The sequence below is a fragment of the Pseudomonas sp. 05N432 genome (assembly GCF_056396945.1).
The window spans coordinates 186,098-201,177 of the sequence record NZ_JBFTMM010000014.1 but is presented as its reverse complement, the minus strand read 5'-3'; the positions used below and the strand labels follow the sequence as shown (position 1 = coordinate 201,177).

Below are 15,080 nucleotides of genomic sequence, written 5' to 3'. Positions count from 1 at the left end.
GCAAAGCCCGGCGTCGGTTTTTTCTGTGTTGCTTGTAGTCTTAGTGCACCAGCATGCCGGTAAACCAGTAGGCCTGGGCCAGTGTGATCAGGCCGACGATAGTGGCAAAGAATAGGCTGTGCTTGAGGGTGAAGCGGAACAGGTCGGATTCCTTGCCCACCAGGCCAGTCGCGGCGCAGGCCACGGCGATCGATTGTGGCGAGATCATCTTGCCGGTCACGCCACCACTGGTGTTCGCTGCCACCAACAGCACGTCGTTGACGCCGATCTGGTGTGCGGTGGTCGCTTGCAGCGAGCTGAACAGCGCGTTGGACGAGGTGTCCGAGCCGGTCAGAAACACGCCCAGCCAACCGAGGAATGGCGAGAAGAACGGGAAGGCCGCGCCGGTGGCTGCCAGTACCAGCGCCATGGTCGATGACATGCCCGAATAGTTGGTGACGAAGGCGAAGGCCAGCACCATGCCGATCGACAGAATAGGCCAGCGCAGTTCAAAGAAGGTCTCTTTCAATGTGGTCAGACCAATTTTGAAGTTGATCTTCAGGATCAGCATCGAGATCAGTGCGGAGAAGAAAATCGCCGTGCCGGTCGCCGAAATCGGATCAAGTTTGAACACCGCAGGAATGGCAGTCGGGGCGGCTACGATCGGGGCGGTCTTGATCACCAGTTGGTCCAGGTGCGGGATAGCGAAGTTGAACACCCAGCTGTACATCGAACCGCCGGCGGCGAACATTGCCTTGAAGGGCTTGAGGGTCCAAATGGTCACCAGCGCGGTGAGGATCAGGAACGGCGACCAGGCCTTGAAGATCTCGCCGAAGCTGTACGGCGAAGGCTGGGTCGTACGCGGTTGACCGAAGCCTCCGGCGCTTCTTACCGTTGCGGCACCGACGCTGGCGGTCGCTTCGGCGAACGAGCGCTTGGGCTGCCAGACCTTGAGGAACAGGGTCAGGGAAACCAGGCTGACCAGTGCCGAGGTAATGTCCGGCAGCTCCGGGCCGATGAAGTTCGAGGTGAAGAACTGGGTCACGGCAAAGCTCAAGCCCGCCACCAACGCTGCCGGCCAGGTCTCCTTGACGCCACGTAGGCCGTCCATCATGAACACCAGCCAGAACGGCACGAACACTGACAGCAGTGGCAGTTGGCGACCCGCCATGGCGCCGATCTTGAACGCATCGATGCCGGTTACTTGCCCGGCGACGATGATCGGAATCCCCAGTGCGCCGAAGGCTACCGGCGCAGTGTTGGCAATCAGGCACAGGCCGGCGGCGTACAGCGGGTTGAAACCCAGTCCTACCAGCAGCGCGGCGGTAATCGCTACCGGTGCGCCGAATCCGGCGGCACCTTCCAGGAATGCGCCGAAGCAGAAACCGATCAGCAGCACTTGCAGGCGTTGGTCGTCGGTAATCGACAGCACCGAGCTGCGGATCACTTCGAACTGGCCGCTCTTGACCGTCAGTTTGTAGAGGAACACCGCGGCCACGATGATCCAGGCAATTGGCCACAGTCCGTAGGCAAATCCATAGCCAGCAGCAGCGAAAGCCATGTCGACAGGCATCTGGAAGGCAAAGATCGCCACCAGAATCGACAGCGCCAGGGTGATGCTCCCGGCGACGTGTCCTTTGAGGCGAAACACGGCCAAAGCGAGGAAGAAAAATACGATGGGGATAACGGCCGCGAGTGCGGACAAGCCGAGGCTGCCGAGCGGGCTGTAGAGCTGTTGCCAGGTTTGCATATGGGGTGGCCCCTAATTGTTGTTGGTCAGGCACTGGTCAGCGTTCTTGGATAATTGGTAATACCAATTTACAATCGCTGTTGGCTAGGGTAAAAGCCTTGGGTGTGGTGTGTCAATTTGCCGCCCTGAAACTTTCGTCGAATGAGCGGTGCAGAGATCATCTGATCTGTTCGATCAAACGCTGCCTGGTAGGTGCTGGCGCGACGCCAATAGGCCAGAATAGAGACCCCGGCGAGCCGTCGGGATCGTGGAGAATGAGTTATGGGGTTTGATCAGATTCGTCAGCGCCGTTTGTCTGACGATATTGTCGAGCGGCTCGAGGGGATGATCCTTGAGGGCACGCTGAAGTCCGGTGAGCGATTGCCGGCGGAGCGCGCCCTGGCGGAGCAGTTCGGTGTGTCGCGTCCTTCATTGCGTGAGGCGATCCAGAAACTGGCGGCCAAGGGGCTGCTGGTCAGCCGCCAGGGCGGCGGCAACTACGTGGTTGAATCGCTCGGCTCAACCTTCAGCGATCCGTTGCTGCACTTGCTGGAAAGCAACCCCGAAGCCCAGCGTGATCTGCTGGAATTTCGCCATACGCTGGAAGCGTCATGCGCCTATTACGCCGCATTGCGCGCGACGGATGTTGACCGTGAGCGACTGACTGCGGCATTCGAAGAGTTGCAGGATTGCTACGCGCGCCATGATCAGGTGAGTCGTGCGGAAGAGGGCGCGGCGGATGCGAATTTTCACCTGGCCATTGCCGAAGCCAGTCACAACGCGGTGCTGTTGCATACTATTCGCGGGCTGTTCGATCTGCTCAAGCGCAACGTAGTGACCAACATCGGTGGCATGTACAAGCAGCGCGCCGAAACCCGCGACATGCTGATCAGCCAGCACCGGGAGTTGTATCAGGCGATTATCGAAGGGCATGCAGAGCAGGCGCGAGAAGTTTCCAGTCGACACATTTTGTATGTGCAGGAAGTGCTCGAAGAGGTGCGTCAGGAAATGCAGCGCATGGCTCGGGCGGAGCGGCGCAAGGGGATGTAGGTTGGGGTTTGTCAGTTAAATCTTTATCGCTTGTGCGATTGTCTTCGCGAGCAAGCTCGCTCCCACAGGTTCCAGGTCTGCCACATAAATGTCGGCATCTATAGATCGTGTGGGAGCGAGCTTGCTCGCGAAGGCGGTTTCAAGCAGCGGGAAAATTAATCTTCCTTGCCCTTGTTCCGCACCGCTCGTTGCAACTCGCGACCGGCATCGCGTTCGCGCTCGGTATCACGCTTGTCGTATTCCTTCTTGCCCTTGCCCAGAGCGATCTCGCACTTGATCAAGTGCTTGCTCCAGTACAACGACAGGCAGACGCAGGCGTAACCCTTCTGTTGCACGGCGGCAAACAGCTTCTCCAGCTCGCGCTGGTTGAGCAGCAGCTTGCGCGTGCGCGTCGGGTCGGCGATGACGTGGGTGCTGGCGGTGGTCAGCGGAGTGATATGACTGCCGAGCAGCCACGCTTCGCCATCCTTGAGCAGCACATAACTGTCGACCAGTTGTGCCTTGCCTGCACGCAGACTCTTTACTTCCCAGCCGGCCAGGACCATGCCAGCCTCGAACCGGTGTTCGATGAAGTAATCGTGTCGCGCCTTTTTATTCTGCGCGATGGTCCCTTCGGGGTGTTTCTTCTGTTTAGCCATAGGGGCGGCATTATAGGGAGTTGCGCGCGAGTCGGCTACGGTGAACCTGCGTGCTTGAGCGCATTGAGTGAATCCCGGACAATGCGCCCTCTTTTTTGATCGGTTGGGCGTGTTCAGGATGTCGTCAGACAAGGTTTCAGTCCACGGTAGTTGGGCTAGCCGTTGGGTTTTCATACTCGCTGCGACCGGTTCAGCCGTGGGGTTGGGTAGTATCTGGAAGTTCCCCTACATGGTCGGCGTCTATGGCGGCGGCGCGTTTGTGTTGGTGTTTCTGGCGTGTATTGCGCTGATCGGCGTGCCGGTGATGCTGGCCGAAACCCTGATCGGTCGTCGTGCCCGGCAAAGTCCGGCAAATGCCTTGAAGGTGCTGGCGCTTGAAGCCGGGCATTCGGCGAAATGGTCCTGGGGGGCGTTTGCCGGGATGATCACGGCACTGTTGATCCTGTCTTTCTATAGTGTGGTGGGCGGCTGGTCGCTGGATTACATCATCGACATGGGCCGCGGTGACTTCCAGGGCGTGACGGCCGATCAGGTTGGCGCCTATTTTGGTGGGGTGATCGCCGACCCTTGGCGTCTGACGTTGTGGCACACCCTCTTCATGTTGCTGTCGGCGTTCGTTATCGCCAAAGGCGTCGTCGCGGGGCTTGAGCGCAGCCTGCGGATCATGATGCCGTTGCTGTTCGTGATGCTGGTGATTCTGTTGGGCTATAGCCTGACCACCGGGCACTTCATGGAAGGCGTGCATTTCATGTTCGACTTCAACCCGGACAAGTTGCTGGACGGCTTGCTGCCGGCCATGGGGCATGCGTTTTTTTCCCTGAGCGTCGGTGTGGGTTCGATCATGATCTACGGTGCTTATATGCCTAAGCATTCGTCGATTTCCGGGACCATCGTCGGCGTTGCGTTACTGGACACCTTTGTTTCGCTGCTGGCCGGCCTGGCGCTGTTTCCGATTGTGTTTGCTGCCGGTTTGAACCCAAGCGAAGGGCCGGGATTGATGTTTGTCAGTCTGCCATTTGCCTTTGGTAACGTCGCATTCGGCCAGTTGATGGGTGTGGTGTTTTTCGTGCTGGTGGCGATTGCGGCCTGGAGTTCGGCGATTTCCTTGTTGGAGCCGATGGTGGCCTACCTGGTTGAGCGGACCAACATCCGTCGTGGCTGGGTGACGTTCTGGCTGGCATTCAGTTGCTGGTTTGTTGGTTTGGGAACGGTGTTTTCCTTCAATATATGGAAGCAGGCCAAGTTTTTCGTGAATGATGGCGGTGCGTTTCACCTCTACCAGTGGGGAGCGCAAAATGGTCTGGATTTCTTTGGCGTGATCGATTTCTTCACCTCGCGGATCATGTTGCCGCTCGGTGGTTTGTGCTTTGTGGTGTTTGCAGGTTGGGTGATGGGCCGTGAAGCGGTGCGCGACGAACTGTCGATGCGCAGCCCGGTGTTGTTTGCCCTGACATTGTTCTTGATGCGCTATGTGGCGCCAATCGGCATTCTTGTAGTGTTTGCCGCCCAGCTGTGGAAGTGACGCTGACATGACGACACATATTCAACGTTCGGCTCTATTGCCGTATCCGGCGCAAGCGCTCTATGACCTGGTCAATGACGTGGCGCGCTATCCGGAATTTTTGCCTTGGTGTTCCGAGGCGCAAGTGCTGGAAAGCTCTGCCGTGCACATGCGTGCAAGCGTAGGTGTGGCCAAGGGCGGGTTAAGCCAGCACTTTGTGACGCGCAATACACTGGTAGCCGGGTCTTCGATCGAGATGCACCTCGAAGAGGGGCCGTTCAATCAGTTGCATGGTGTTTGGGTGTTCAAGGCATTGGGCGAGAAAGCCTGCAAGATCAGCCTGGACCTGTCGTTCGATTATGCCGGGCCGATTGTTCGGGCGACCCTGGGGCCGTTGTTCAATCAGGCGGCGAACACGCTGGTGGACGCGTTCTGTCAGCGCGCCAAGCAGTTGCATGGTTAAGCCGGTGATTGACGTCGAGGTGGTGTATGCCGCCGTCGACCGCCAGGTGTTGCTCAAGGTAGTGGTGCCCGTGGGCACTACTATACGAGCGGCACTGGCTGAATCAGGCATCGCCGAGCAATTCCCCGAACTGGACCTGGCGACGTGCCCCGTGGGGATTTTCGGCAAGGTGATTGTCGACCCTGAGAATCGTCAGGTTCAGGCGGGTGACCGCATCGAGATTTATCGAGCGTTGCTGGCGGATCCAAAAGAGGTTCGTCGGTTACGTGCGGCCAAGGCTGCGGCGCAGGCCAAGGCTCGGGATCAGTAGATTTCCCAAATGACAGGCAACAAAAAGCCCGGCGTGCCGGGCTTTTTGTTGTGTCGCAATTTATTGCGGTGAAGTGTCCAGCGGTGTTGGCGTCGGGACCGGAACGGTTTCGACGTTGTCGACGTCCTTCTGGATCTGGTCCAGCAGCGACCCCGGTTTTACCGGTTTCTCTGGTTTCGGCTTCTCGGCGTTTTCAGCTGGGGCGGCGACGGTGGTGCCGCTGTTCTTGCCGAGAATCGCTTCGTCACGGCTCACACCAGGCATGAAATCGCCCGACAGGCTGACAAGCTGGTCGTTAGGGTTGAAGATAACGCTGATGCGTTCCTGTTGGCGTTCACCGCCGCCTGGCTGCAGGCTATACAAGTAATCCCAGCGATCGGCATGGAACGTGTCGGTCAGCAGAGGGTTGCCCATGATAAACCGTACTTGCCGACGGGTCATTCCCGGGCGTAACTGGTCTATCATGTCCTGCGTGACGACATTGCCCTGCTGGATGTCGATTTTGTAAACCCCGGGGAATGAACAACCGGCGAGTGCGAGCAGTCCCACAAAGGTGAAACTGGTTAGCAAGAGCTTGGTGTTTTGCATCGGTGGGCGACTTCCACTATCTTGGCTGGGACAACGTAAACGCCGATCATACCCGCATTAAGAGTAGCTGCGAAGCAGCATCGCGAGAAAGCTGACCATGGTTGAAAATAGCGAACTACGCAAAGCCGGCCTCAAAGTGACCCTGCCACGGGTCAAAATTCTGCAAATGCTCGATTCCGCCGAGCAACGTCACATGAGTGCTGAAGATGTTTACAAGGCGCTGATGGAAGCTGGCGAGGATGTCGGTCTGGCCACGGTTTACCGTGTACTGACCCAATTCGAAGCGGCTGGTCTGGTGGTCCGTCACAATTTCGATGGCGGCCACGCGGTTTTCGAGCTGGCTGACGGCGGTCACCACGACCATATGGTTAACGTGGAGAACGGTGAGGTGATCGAGTTCTTCGAGGAAGAAATCGAAAAGCTTCAGAAGGCGATCGTCGAGAAGCACGGCTTCGAGTTGGTGGATCACAACCTGGTGCTGTACGTACGCAAGAAAAAGTAAGCATGTCGCGCGGATTTCTGGTCCGCGATACGAGCGAAGGCGACCCAAGGGTCGCCTTCGTGCTGTCTGGTGACTTTAAATTTTTGCCGTCACGACCATTTTCTTTGCATGGGCCAGGGACTCCTTGGTCAGGTCGATCCCTCCCAGCATTCGCGCCACTTCTTCAATTCGTTCATTTTTGCTCAGCTTGGACACGGCAGTGTGCGTGGCATCGTCACCGCGCACCTTGTGGACAAATAAATGCTGATGGCCCTGGGAGGCTACTTGCGGCAAGTGAGTGACGGTCAGCACCTGTCCGCGCTCCCCGAGTCGGCGCAAGAGCTGGCCGACAATTTCTGCCGTTGGCCCGCCAATGCCGACGTCCACTTCGTCAAACACCAGTGTTGGCACTCGCGAGGTTTGTGCGGTGATCACCTGGATGGCCAGGCTGATTCGTGACAGCTCACCACCCGATGCGACTTTGGCCAAGGCCTTGAGCGGTTGCCCCGGGTTGGCGCTGACCAGTAGTTCCACCTGTTCAAGGCCGTTAGGCAGCAGTTCGGTGCTGGTGTTGGGGCGTAGTTCAATAGTGAAGCGGCCGCCAGGCATGCCCAGGCGTTGAATTTCCTGTTCGACGGCATTGGCCAGGCTGGTCGAGGCCTGATGACGCAGATCGCTCAGCTCCCGGGCTTTTTCCTGGTAGTGCCGGGCGAATGCACCCAGCTCTTCGCTCAGTCGTTCGATGGATTCGTCGTTGGCATTCAGTGTTTCGATTTCGTCCAGCAGCCTTTGCTGAAGTTCTGCGACTTCGGTGGGCTGAATCCGGTGTTTGCGCGCCAGGGTGTAGATCGAATCCAGGCGTTCTTCGAGTTGCTGGAGGCGTGCCGGATCGGCATCGAAATGGTCGAGGAAGCGGTTCAGTTCGCCAACGGCTTCTTCTACCTGAATCTGTGCGCTGGTCAGCAGGTTGGTTGCTTCACCCAGGGCACCGACCGAATTGTTCACGCTCGACAGGCGATTGAGGCTGGCTGTCAGGGCGTTCAGTACATTGCCGGAATCGCTTTCGCTACACTGCTCAACCACTTGTCGGCAAATCCCCAGCAGGGTTTCGGCGTTGGTCAGGTTTTTGTGTTCCTGCTCCAGCTGCTCCAGCTCACTCTCGCCGAGACCGAGGTTTTCCAGTTCTTCGAGTTGATAGCTGAGCAATTGGTGGCGAGCACGCTGCTCGTCGCCGGAGTTGGAGAGGCGCTCCAGCTCCTGGCGAGTCTGGCGCCAGCGCTGGGCGGCCAGTTGTACCTGGCGGGCGAGATCCGTGGCGCCGGCGTATTCGTCGAGCAGCCGGCGGTGCGTGTCGGTTTTCAGTAACGATTGGTGTTCATGCTGGCTGTGGATATCGATCAGCAGTTCGCCGAGGGCTTTAAGGTCGCCAAGCGGGCAGGGGCTGCCATTGATGTAGCCGCGCGAGCGGCCTTCGGCGGTAATCACCCTGCGCAGGATGCACGGGCCGTCGGTATCGAGATCGCGTTCGGCCAGCCAGGCACTGGCTTCCGGGATATCAGCGAGATCGAACGTGGCCAGGATGTCGGCCTTCTCGGCGCCTGGGCGAACCACGCCGCTGTCGGCGCGATCACCAAGGGTCAGGCCCAGGGCGTCGAGCATGATCGACTTGCCGGCGCCGGTTTCTCCTGTGATCACGCTCATCCCGCGATCGAGTTCCAGATCGAGATGTTCAACGATGGCGTAGTTATGTACGGACAGGTGCACCAGCATAGAGGCCGCTCCCAGGCTTTAGGTCTGGTTATTTATACAGTGTTTTGTTTCTGGCTGACAATGCCCGTGTTTAGCTCGATTTGCTTGGCAAATGGATTTTTTTAAAACCGCTGGAATATTAAATCGGTCGTTTTGTAAGGGTAATGACGTTCAGCGCTCCGACAGCCCTTGAACCTGGAATTTGCGACCCCATATACCGGGGCAGAAGCGCGAGTCGAGTTCGCGCACGATTTTGAAAGGAGAAATCTATGGCTGACGAACAGACGCTGGATACGCAAAATCCAGGCGCCAATCAGGCTCCCGAAGCATCGGGTGAAGACCTGGTGGCTCGTGTACAAGTGCTCGAAGAGCAACTGGCTGGCGCGCAGGATCAGTCTTTGCGTGTTGCTGCCGATCTGCAGAACGTCCGCCGTCGCGCCGAGCAGGATGTAGAAAAAGCTCACAAATTCGCGTTGGAGAAGTTCGCCAACGACCTGCTGCCGATCGTCGACAGCCTGGAGCGTGGTCTTGAGCTGTCCAACCCGGACGACGAAAGCATTCGTCCTATGCGTGAAGGCATCCAGCTGACCCTGAAAATGTTCCAGGACACCCTGAAGCGTTATCAGCTGGAAGCGATCGACCCTGAGGGTGAGCCGTTCAACGCTGCGCACCATCAGGCGATGGCCATGCAGGAAAGTGCCGACGTCGAGCCTAACAGCGTGCTCAAGGTGTTCCAGAAGGGTTACATGCTCAACGGTCGCCTGCTGCGCCCGGCCATGGTCGTGGTCAGCAAGGCTCCGGCGCCGGTTTCGCCTTCGATTGACGAGCAGGCTTGAAATTCGCCGTAAGGCCCCCATTTAGAAGTCAAGCGTTTAAGTGCTACCGCGGTTAGCCACCACTGCTGCGGCAACCAAATCCAAAGTTTCGGGAGAGTGAACATGGGCAAAATTATCGGTATCGACCTGGGGACTACCAACTCCTGCGTCTCCGTGCTGGAAAACGGCGTAGCCAAAGTTATCGAAAACGCTGAAGGCGCGCGTACTACGCCGTCGATCATCGCTTATGCCAACGATGGCGAGATCCTGGTGGGGCAGTCGGCCAAGCGTCAGGCTGTGACCAATCCGCATAACACCCTGTATGCGGTGAAGCGTCTGATCGGTCGTAAGTTCGACGAAGAAGTCGTACAGAAAGACATCAAGATGGTCCCTTACAAAATCGCCAAGGCTGACAATGGCGACGCTTGGGTTGAAGTGAACGGCCAGAAAATGTCGCCGCCACAGATCTCGGCTGAAATTCTGAAAAAAATGAAGAAAACCGCCGAAGACTACCTCGGCGAGGCAGTGACTGAAGCGGTCATCACTGTTCCGGCCTACTTCAACGACAGCCAGCGTCAGGCGACCAAAGACGCCGGCCGTATTGCTGGCCTGGACGTAAAACGCATCATCAACGAACCAACCGCAGCCGCTCTGGCCTACGGTATGGACAAGGCCAAGGGCGATCACACCGTGATCGTTTATGACCTGGGTGGCGGTACTTTCGACGTGTCTGTGATCGAAATCGCCGAAGTCGATGGTGAGCACCAGTTCGAAGTGTTGGCCACCAACGGTGACACCTTCCTCGGCGGTGAAGACTTCGACATTCGTCTGATCGACTACCTCGTTGACGAATTCAAGAAAGAAAGCGGCATGAACCTCAAGGGTGACCCGCTGGCCATGCAGCGTCTGAAAGAAGCCGCTGAGAAAGCCAAGATCGAGTTGTCTTCGAGCCTGCAGACCGACGTTAACCTGCCGTACATCACTGCAGATGCGACCGGTCCTAAGCACTTGAACGTGAAAATCTCCCGCGCCAAGCTGGAAGCGCTGGTTGAAGACCTGGTTCAACGCACCATCGAGCCTTGCCGCATTGCCCTGAAAGATTCGGGTATCGACGTTGGCGCGATCAACGACGTGATCCTGGTCGGCGGTCAGACCCGTATGCCTCTGGTTCAGAAGGCTGTTACCGATTTCTTCGGTAAAGAAGCCCGTAAAGACGTGAACCCGGACGAAGCGGTTGCCATGGGTGCTGCTATCCAGGGCGCGGTATTGGCCGGTGACGTGAAAGACGTTCTGCTGCTCGACGTCAGCCCGCTGACTCTGGGTATCGAAACCATGGGTGGCGTGATGACTGCGCTGATCGAGAAAAACACCACGATTCCTACCAAGAAATCGCAAGTGTTCTCGACTGCCGATGACAACCAGGGCGCAGTGACTATTCACGTGCTGCAAGGCGAGCGTAAGCAAGCTGCACAGAACAAGTCCCTGGGCAAGTTCGACCTGGCCGATATCCCGCCAGCACCGCGTGGCGTGCCACAAATTGAAGTGACCTTCGACATCGATGCCAACGGCATCCTGCACGTAGGCGCCAAAGACAAGGCCACCGGCAAGACTCAGTCGATCGTGATCAAGGCCAACTCCGGTCTGTCCGAGGAAGAAATTCAGCAGATGATTCGTGATGCTGAAACCAACGCCGACGAAGATCGCAAGTTCGAAGAGCTGGCTACTGCCCGCAACCAGGGCGACGCGCTGGTTCACTCGACGCGCAAAATGGTCACGGACGCTGGTGAAAAAGTGACTGCTGAAGAGAAGACTGCAATCGAAGCTGCTGTGGTTGCCCTGGAAGCCGCTATCAAGGGCGACGACAAGGCTGCCATTGAAGCCAAGGTTGAAGAGCTGTCGAAAGTCTCCGCTCCAGTGGCGCAGAAGATGTACGCCGAACAGGCCCAGCCAGCTGAAGGTGCGGCACCGCACGCTGAAAAAGCTGAAAAGGCTGACGACGTTGTCGACGCTGAGTTCGAAGAAGTCAAAGAACACAAGTAAGTTGTTGGTCGGCCGGTTGACTGCCTTTGTGCGGTGACTGGTAGGATGTCGCCGCGCGGGAGCTTGCTCCCGCGTTGGCGTGTCTGGAGTAGACGAATTTTTACAGCATGCGACAGCGTTCGAATGCTGGCGGTGCGGACGGGGATGCTCCTGCTTTCCGATCCACAGGTACCGCATCGAATCAAAGACCAGGATCGTTGAATTGACGTGAGTTGGGTCCGGGCCTGTATTGGGGCTCAACGAGTTTGGCGAAGCTCAGGAGGGGTTTGCCGAACGTCCTTAAGAGTGCAAAGACTTATGGCAAAGCGTGACTATTACGAAGTATTGGGTGTTGAGCGTGGCACGAGCGAAACGGACCTGAAAAAGGCCTACCGTCGCTTGGCGATGAAGCATCACCCGGACCGTAATCCTGACGACAAGGCGTCGGAAGAGAAATTCAAGGAGGCCAACGAGGCCTACGAAGTGCTGTCCGATTCCAGCAAGCGCGCAGCGTATGACCAGTATGGTCATGCGGGTGTCGACTCAAGCATGGGCGGTGGCGGTGCTGGTTTTGGTGGTCAGAACTTCTCCGATATCTTCGGCGATGTGTTCAGTGACTTCTTCGGTGGTGGTCGCGGCGGCTCCCGTGGCGGCGCTCAGCGCGGCAGCGATCTGCGTTACACCCTGGAGCTGAGCCTGGAAGAGGCGGTGCGCGGCACGACCGTGAATATCCGTGTTCCGACACTGGTCAACTGCAAGCCATGCGACGGTTCGGGCGCCAAGAAAGGTTCTGCGCCGGTCACGTGCCCGACCTGCGGTGGTATCGGTCAGGTGCGCATGCAGCAAGGCTTCTTCTCGGTGCAGCAAACCTGCCCGCGTTGCCATGGTCAGGGCAAGATCATTTCCGATCCGTGCAACTCCTGCAATGGCGAAGGTCGCGTCGAAGAGTACAAGACCCTGTCGGTGAAAGTACCGGCTGGCGTCGATACCGGCGACCGTATTCGTCTGTCTGGCGAGGGCGAGGCGGGTACTCAGGGCGGGCCGACTGGCGACCTGTACGTGGTGATCAACGTGCGCGAGCACGCGATCTTCCAGCGTGACGGCAAGCATCTGTTTTGCGAAGTACCTATCAGCTTCGTTGATGCGGCGTTGGGCGGTGAGCTGGAGATTCCGACCCTTGATGGTCGGGTCAAGCTGAAAATTCCCGAGGGCACACAAACCGGCAAGCAGTTCCGGGTGCGTGGCAAGGGCGTTGCACCGGTTCGTGGCGGTGGCGCGGGCGACCTGATGTGCAGCGTGGTGGTCGAGACTCCGGTCAATCTGGGGCGTCGTCAGCGTGAGTTGCTGGAAGAGTTCCGCAGTTCCCTGGCGGACGACAACAGCCACTCGCCGAAAACTACCGGTTGGTTCGAAGGCGTGAAGCGCTTCTTCGGCGATCTGTAAGGAGTCGGGCATGCGACGTATAGCTGTGATGGGCGCTGCCGGGCGCATGGGCAAGAACCTTATCGAAGCGGTGCAGCAACGTGCACCGCTCGCGGGGCTGACGGCGGCAATCGTACGCCCCGGCAGCACACTGATAGGGGTGGATGCCGGTGAGCTGGCCGCGCTGGGGCGTATCGGTGTGCCGTTGTCCGGTAACCTGGAAGCGGTGGTGGCTGAGTTCGACGTATTGATCGACTTCACGCTCCCGGAGGTCATGCTGAAAAACCTGGCGTTCTGCCGCAAGGTGGGCAGGGCCATGGTCATCGGCACTACGGGGCTGGACGCCGCGCAAAAGCAGTTGCTGGCCGAGGCGGGCAAGGACATTCCAATTGTCTTCGCAGCCAATTTCAGTGTTGGCGTGAACCTGTCGTTGAAGTTGCTCGATATGGCGGCTCGCGTGCTGGGCGATGATGCTGATATCGAAATCATCGAAGCCCATCATCGGCACAAGATCGATGCGCCTTCAGGTACGGCTTTGCGCATGGGCGAAGTGATCGCCAGTGCACTGGATCGTGATCTGCAGAAAGTTGCGGTCTATGGGCGTGAAGGCCACACCGGTGTGCGCGAGCGTGAAACCATTGGCTTCGCCACGGTTCGCGGTGGTGATGTGGTCGGCGATCATACGGTGCTGTTCGCCTGTGAGGGCGAGCGACTGGAGATTACCCACAAAGCGTCCAGTCGCATGACCTTCGCCAAGGGTGCGGTGCGTGCCGCATTGTGGCTGGATGGTCGTGAGCCGGGTCTTTACGACATGCAAGACGTGCTCGACCTGCGTTAAGATGGCCCCGAAATCGGGTTCAAACACAGCGTTTGAGCCCGATTTATCCTGCCAAGCGACGTCCTGTCGCATTCCTCGGCCTTTTAGGCTCATTGGCGGTAGACCCAAAAAGCCTTTTTCTGTAAGCTACAGCTTTAGTGTGTCCACTAAAAGCGCGCAGAATAATTCAGTGAAGAAGCGGGGTGACGTGTCCATACGTCACTCCGCTTTTTTACAACCTGCGATCGCCCTTTCAGGCTTTATTTACGGGAGGTCTTCTTGACTAAGCCAGCCATACTCGCCCTTGTTGATGGCAGCATTTTTCGCGGCGAAGCCATTGGAGCCGACGGTCAAACCGTTGGTGAGGTGGTGTTTAACACCGCCATGACCGGCTATCAGGAAATCCTTACCGATCCTTCCTACGCCCAACAGATCGTTACCCTGACTTACCCGCACATCGGCAACACCGGCACCACGCCGGAAGACGCCGAGTCCGACCGCGTCTGGTCTGCAGGTCTGGTGATTCGTGACCTGCCACTGGTTGCGAGCAACTGGCGTAACACGATGTCCCTGTCCGACTACCTGAAAGCCAACAATGTTGTGGCAATCGCCGGTATCGACACCCGCCGCCTGACACGCATCCTGCGTGAAAAAGGCGCGCAGAACGGCTGCATCATGGCTGGCGACAACATCTCCGACGAGGCTGCGATCGCAGCGGCGCGCGGCTTCCCGGGCCTGAAGGGCATGGATCTGGCGAAAGTCGTCAGCACCAAAAAGCAGTACGAATGGCGCTCGACTGTCTGGGATCTGAAAACCGACAGCCACGCGACCCTCGACGCTTCCGATCTGCCGTACCACGTGGTTGCCTACGACTACGGCGTCAAGGTCAACATTCTGCGCATGCTGGTCGAGCGCGGTTGCCGCGTGACCGTGGTGCCAGCTCAAACGCCGGCTGCTGACGTTCTGGCTCTGAAGCCGGACGGTGTGTTCCTGTCCAACGGCCCGGGTGACCCTGAGCCATGCGACTACGCGATCCAGGCCATTAAAGACGTGCTGGAAACCGATATCCCGGTGTTCGGCATCTGCCTCGGGCACCAACTGCTGGCTCTGGCCTCTGGCGCCAAGACCCTGAAAATGGGCCACGGTCACCACGGTGCCAACCACCCGGTTCAGGATCTGGATTCCGGTGTCGTCATGATCACCAGCCAGAACCACGGTTTTGCGGTAGACGAAGCGACCCTGCCAGGCAACGTTCGGGCGATCCACAAATCGCTGTTCGACGGCACCCTGCAAGGCATCGAGCGTACCGACAAGAGCGCGTTCAGCTTCCAGGGTCACCCTGAAGCCAGCCCTGGTCCGAACGATGTGGCGCCGCTGTTCGATCGCTTCATCAACGAGATGGCCAAGCGACGTTAATCGCCGGGCTTGAGCATGTAGCGAGAAGTCCCTGAGGGTGGCCCCGGTAACCCGGCGGCCCCTGAAGGGCTTCAGAGATTGATCAAGACGGCTTCTCCTTGGG

14 protein-coding genes are annotated in these 15,080 nt (G+C 58.1%); 10 read left to right on the top strand and 4 right to left on the bottom strand.

Translation table 11 applies throughout. From position 1 onward, the window contains the following. Positions 1–40: 40 nt before the first annotated feature. Complete coding sequence (locus AC1DHT_RS16805; RefSeq protein WP_054594079.1) at positions 41–1,729, bottom strand: lactate permease LctP family transporter; 1,689 nt, start codon at positions 1,727–1,729, stop codon at positions 41–43. 261 nt (positions 1,730–1,990) lie between these two features. Between AC1DHT_RS16805 and AC1DHT_RS16800 the strand changes: the two genes are divergently transcribed. Continuing rightward, on the top strand, positions 1,991–2,758 hold the full coding sequence (locus AC1DHT_RS16800; RefSeq protein ID WP_427547226.1) for an FCD domain-containing protein: 768 nt from the start codon (positions 1,991–1,993) through the stop codon (positions 2,756–2,758). Between the two features lie 155 nt (positions 2,759–2,913). Here AC1DHT_RS16800 and smpB read toward each other — a convergent pair whose 3' ends face one another. Further along, a complete protein-coding gene (gene smpB, locus AC1DHT_RS16795; protein ID WP_019691770.1) occupies positions 2,914–3,396 on the bottom strand; it encodes an SsrA-binding protein SmpB in 483 nt (160 codons plus the stop codon). A gap of 118 nt (positions 3,397–3,514) precedes the next feature. On the opposite strand from smpB, the gene AC1DHT_RS16790 reads away from it, so the two are divergent. Genes AC1DHT_RS16790 through AC1DHT_RS16780 form a run of 3 tightly spaced genes read left to right on the top strand, consistent with a single transcriptional unit; the run spans position 3,515 to position 5,670 of the window. Then, positions 3,515–4,918: a sodium-dependent transporter gene (locus AC1DHT_RS16790; protein WP_427547229.1), complete on the top strand. Its 1,404-nt coding sequence runs from the start codon at positions 3,515–3,517 to the stop codon at positions 4,916–4,918. A 7-nt stretch (positions 4,919–4,925) separates the two neighbouring features. Next, positions 4,926–5,360 (top strand): type II toxin-antitoxin system RatA family toxin, encoded by a 435-nt coding sequence (locus tag AC1DHT_RS16785; RefSeq protein WP_103318587.1) that lies wholly within the window; start codon positions 4,926–4,928, stop codon positions 5,358–5,360. Continuing rightward, on the top strand, positions 5,353–5,670 hold the full coding sequence (locus AC1DHT_RS16780; RefSeq protein WP_427547232.1) for an RnfH family protein: 318 nt from the start codon (positions 5,353–5,355) through the stop codon (positions 5,668–5,670). Before AC1DHT_RS16785 ends, AC1DHT_RS16780 begins: the two co-directional genes overlap by 8 nt. A 60-nt stretch (positions 5,671–5,730) precedes the next feature. Here the strand turns inward: AC1DHT_RS16780 and AC1DHT_RS16775 are convergent, their stop codons facing one another. Then, positions 5,731–6,258, bottom strand: coding sequence for an outer membrane protein assembly factor BamE (locus AC1DHT_RS16775; protein ID WP_427533271.1), 528 nt, complete (start codon positions 6,256–6,258; stop codon positions 5,731–5,733). 97 nt (positions 6,259–6,355) lie between these two features. Here AC1DHT_RS16775 and fur point away from each other — a divergent pair, with 97 nt between their 5' ends. Then, positions 6,356–6,760 carry a ferric iron uptake transcriptional regulator gene (gene fur / locus AC1DHT_RS16770; RefSeq protein WP_019691775.1) on the top strand — a complete coding sequence of 135 codons (405 nt, stop codon included), beginning with the start codon at positions 6,356–6,358 and terminating at the stop codon, positions 6,758–6,760. A 75-nt stretch (positions 6,761–6,835) separates the two neighbouring features. Here fur and recN read toward each other — a convergent pair whose 3' ends face one another. After that, the gene (recN, locus tag AC1DHT_RS16765; protein ID WP_401124749.1) at positions 6,836–8,509 is read right to left on the bottom strand and encodes a DNA repair protein RecN; all 1,674 of its coding nucleotides are present in this window, start codon (positions 8,507–8,509) and stop codon (positions 6,836–6,838) included. 248 nt (positions 8,510–8,757) lie between these two features. Between recN and grpE the strand changes: the two genes are divergently transcribed. The 5 genes from grpE (at position 8,758) to carA (ending at position 14,977) form a co-directional block, all read left to right on the top strand. Beyond that, entirely contained in the window at positions 8,758–9,324 is a 567-nt protein-coding gene (gene grpE, locus AC1DHT_RS16760; protein WP_427547235.1) for a nucleotide exchange factor GrpE, read from the top strand. 102 nt (positions 9,325–9,426) lie between these two features. Beyond that, positions 9,427–11,343, top strand: a complete 1,917-nt coding sequence (gene dnaK / locus AC1DHT_RS16755) for a molecular chaperone DnaK (RefSeq protein WP_427534342.1) — start codon at positions 9,427–9,429, stop codon at positions 11,341–11,343. A 297-nt stretch (positions 11,344–11,640) separates the two neighbouring features. Next, positions 11,641–12,765: a molecular chaperone DnaJ gene (gene dnaJ / locus AC1DHT_RS16750; RefSeq protein WP_427534344.1), complete on the top strand. Its 1,125-nt coding sequence runs from the start codon at positions 11,641–11,643 to the stop codon at positions 12,763–12,765. A gap of 10 nt (positions 12,766–12,775) precedes the next feature. Beyond that, positions 12,776–13,582 carry a 4-hydroxy-tetrahydrodipicolinate reductase gene (gene dapB, locus AC1DHT_RS16745; protein WP_427534345.1) on the top strand — a complete coding sequence of 269 codons (807 nt, stop codon included), beginning with the start codon at positions 12,776–12,778 and terminating at the stop codon, positions 13,580–13,582. A 258-nt stretch (positions 13,583–13,840) separates the two neighbouring features. After that, positions 13,841–14,977, top strand: coding sequence for a glutamine-hydrolyzing carbamoyl-phosphate synthase small subunit (gene carA, locus AC1DHT_RS16740; RefSeq protein WP_477761404.1), 1,137 nt, complete (start codon positions 13,841–13,843; stop codon positions 14,975–14,977). Positions 14,978–15,080 lie beyond the last annotated feature (103 nt).

What these genes read in the sequence shown, in the direction of transcription:
- dapB (WP_427534345.1), top strand. Translation starts at nt 12,776, where the DNA reads ATGCGACGTATAGCTGTGATGGGCGCTGCCGGGCGCATGGGCAAGAAC.
- AC1DHT_RS16780 (WP_427547232.1), top strand. Translation starts at nt 5,353, where the DNA reads ATGGTTAAGCCGGTGATTGACGTCGAGGTGGTGTATGCCGCCGTCGAC.
- AC1DHT_RS16805 (WP_054594079.1), bottom strand. Translation starts at nt 1,729, where the DNA reads ATGCAAACCTGGCAACAGCTCTACAGCCCGCTCGGCAGCCTCGGCTTG.
- smpB (WP_019691770.1), bottom strand. Translation starts at nt 3,396, where the DNA reads ATGGCTAAACAGAAGAAACACCCCGAAGGGACCATCGCGCAGAATAAA.
- fur (WP_019691775.1), top strand. Translation starts at nt 6,356, where the DNA reads ATGGTTGAAAATAGCGAACTACGCAAAGCCGGCCTCAAAGTGACCCTG.
- grpE (WP_427547235.1), top strand. Translation starts at nt 8,758, where the DNA reads ATGGCTGACGAACAGACGCTGGATACGCAAAATCCAGGCGCCAATCAG.
- AC1DHT_RS16790 (WP_427547229.1), top strand. Translation starts at nt 3,515, where the DNA reads ATGTCGTCAGACAAGGTTTCAGTCCACGGTAGTTGGGCTAGCCGTTGG.
- AC1DHT_RS16800 (WP_427547226.1), top strand. Translation starts at nt 1,991, where the DNA reads ATGGGGTTTGATCAGATTCGTCAGCGCCGTTTGTCTGACGATATTGTC.
- dnaJ (WP_427534344.1), top strand. Translation starts at nt 11,641, where the DNA reads ATGGCAAAGCGTGACTATTACGAAGTATTGGGTGTTGAGCGTGGCACG.
- recN (WP_401124749.1), bottom strand. Translation starts at nt 8,509, where the DNA reads ATGCTGGTGCACCTGTCCGTACATAACTACGCCATCGTTGAACATCTC.
- AC1DHT_RS16775 (WP_427533271.1), bottom strand. Translation starts at nt 6,258, where the DNA reads ATGCAAAACACCAAGCTCTTGCTAACCAGTTTCACCTTTGTGGGACTG.
- AC1DHT_RS16785 (WP_103318587.1), top strand. Translation starts at nt 4,926, where the DNA reads ATGACGACACATATTCAACGTTCGGCTCTATTGCCGTATCCGGCGCAA.
- dnaK (WP_427534342.1), top strand. Translation starts at nt 9,427, where the DNA reads ATGGGCAAAATTATCGGTATCGACCTGGGGACTACCAACTCCTGCGTC.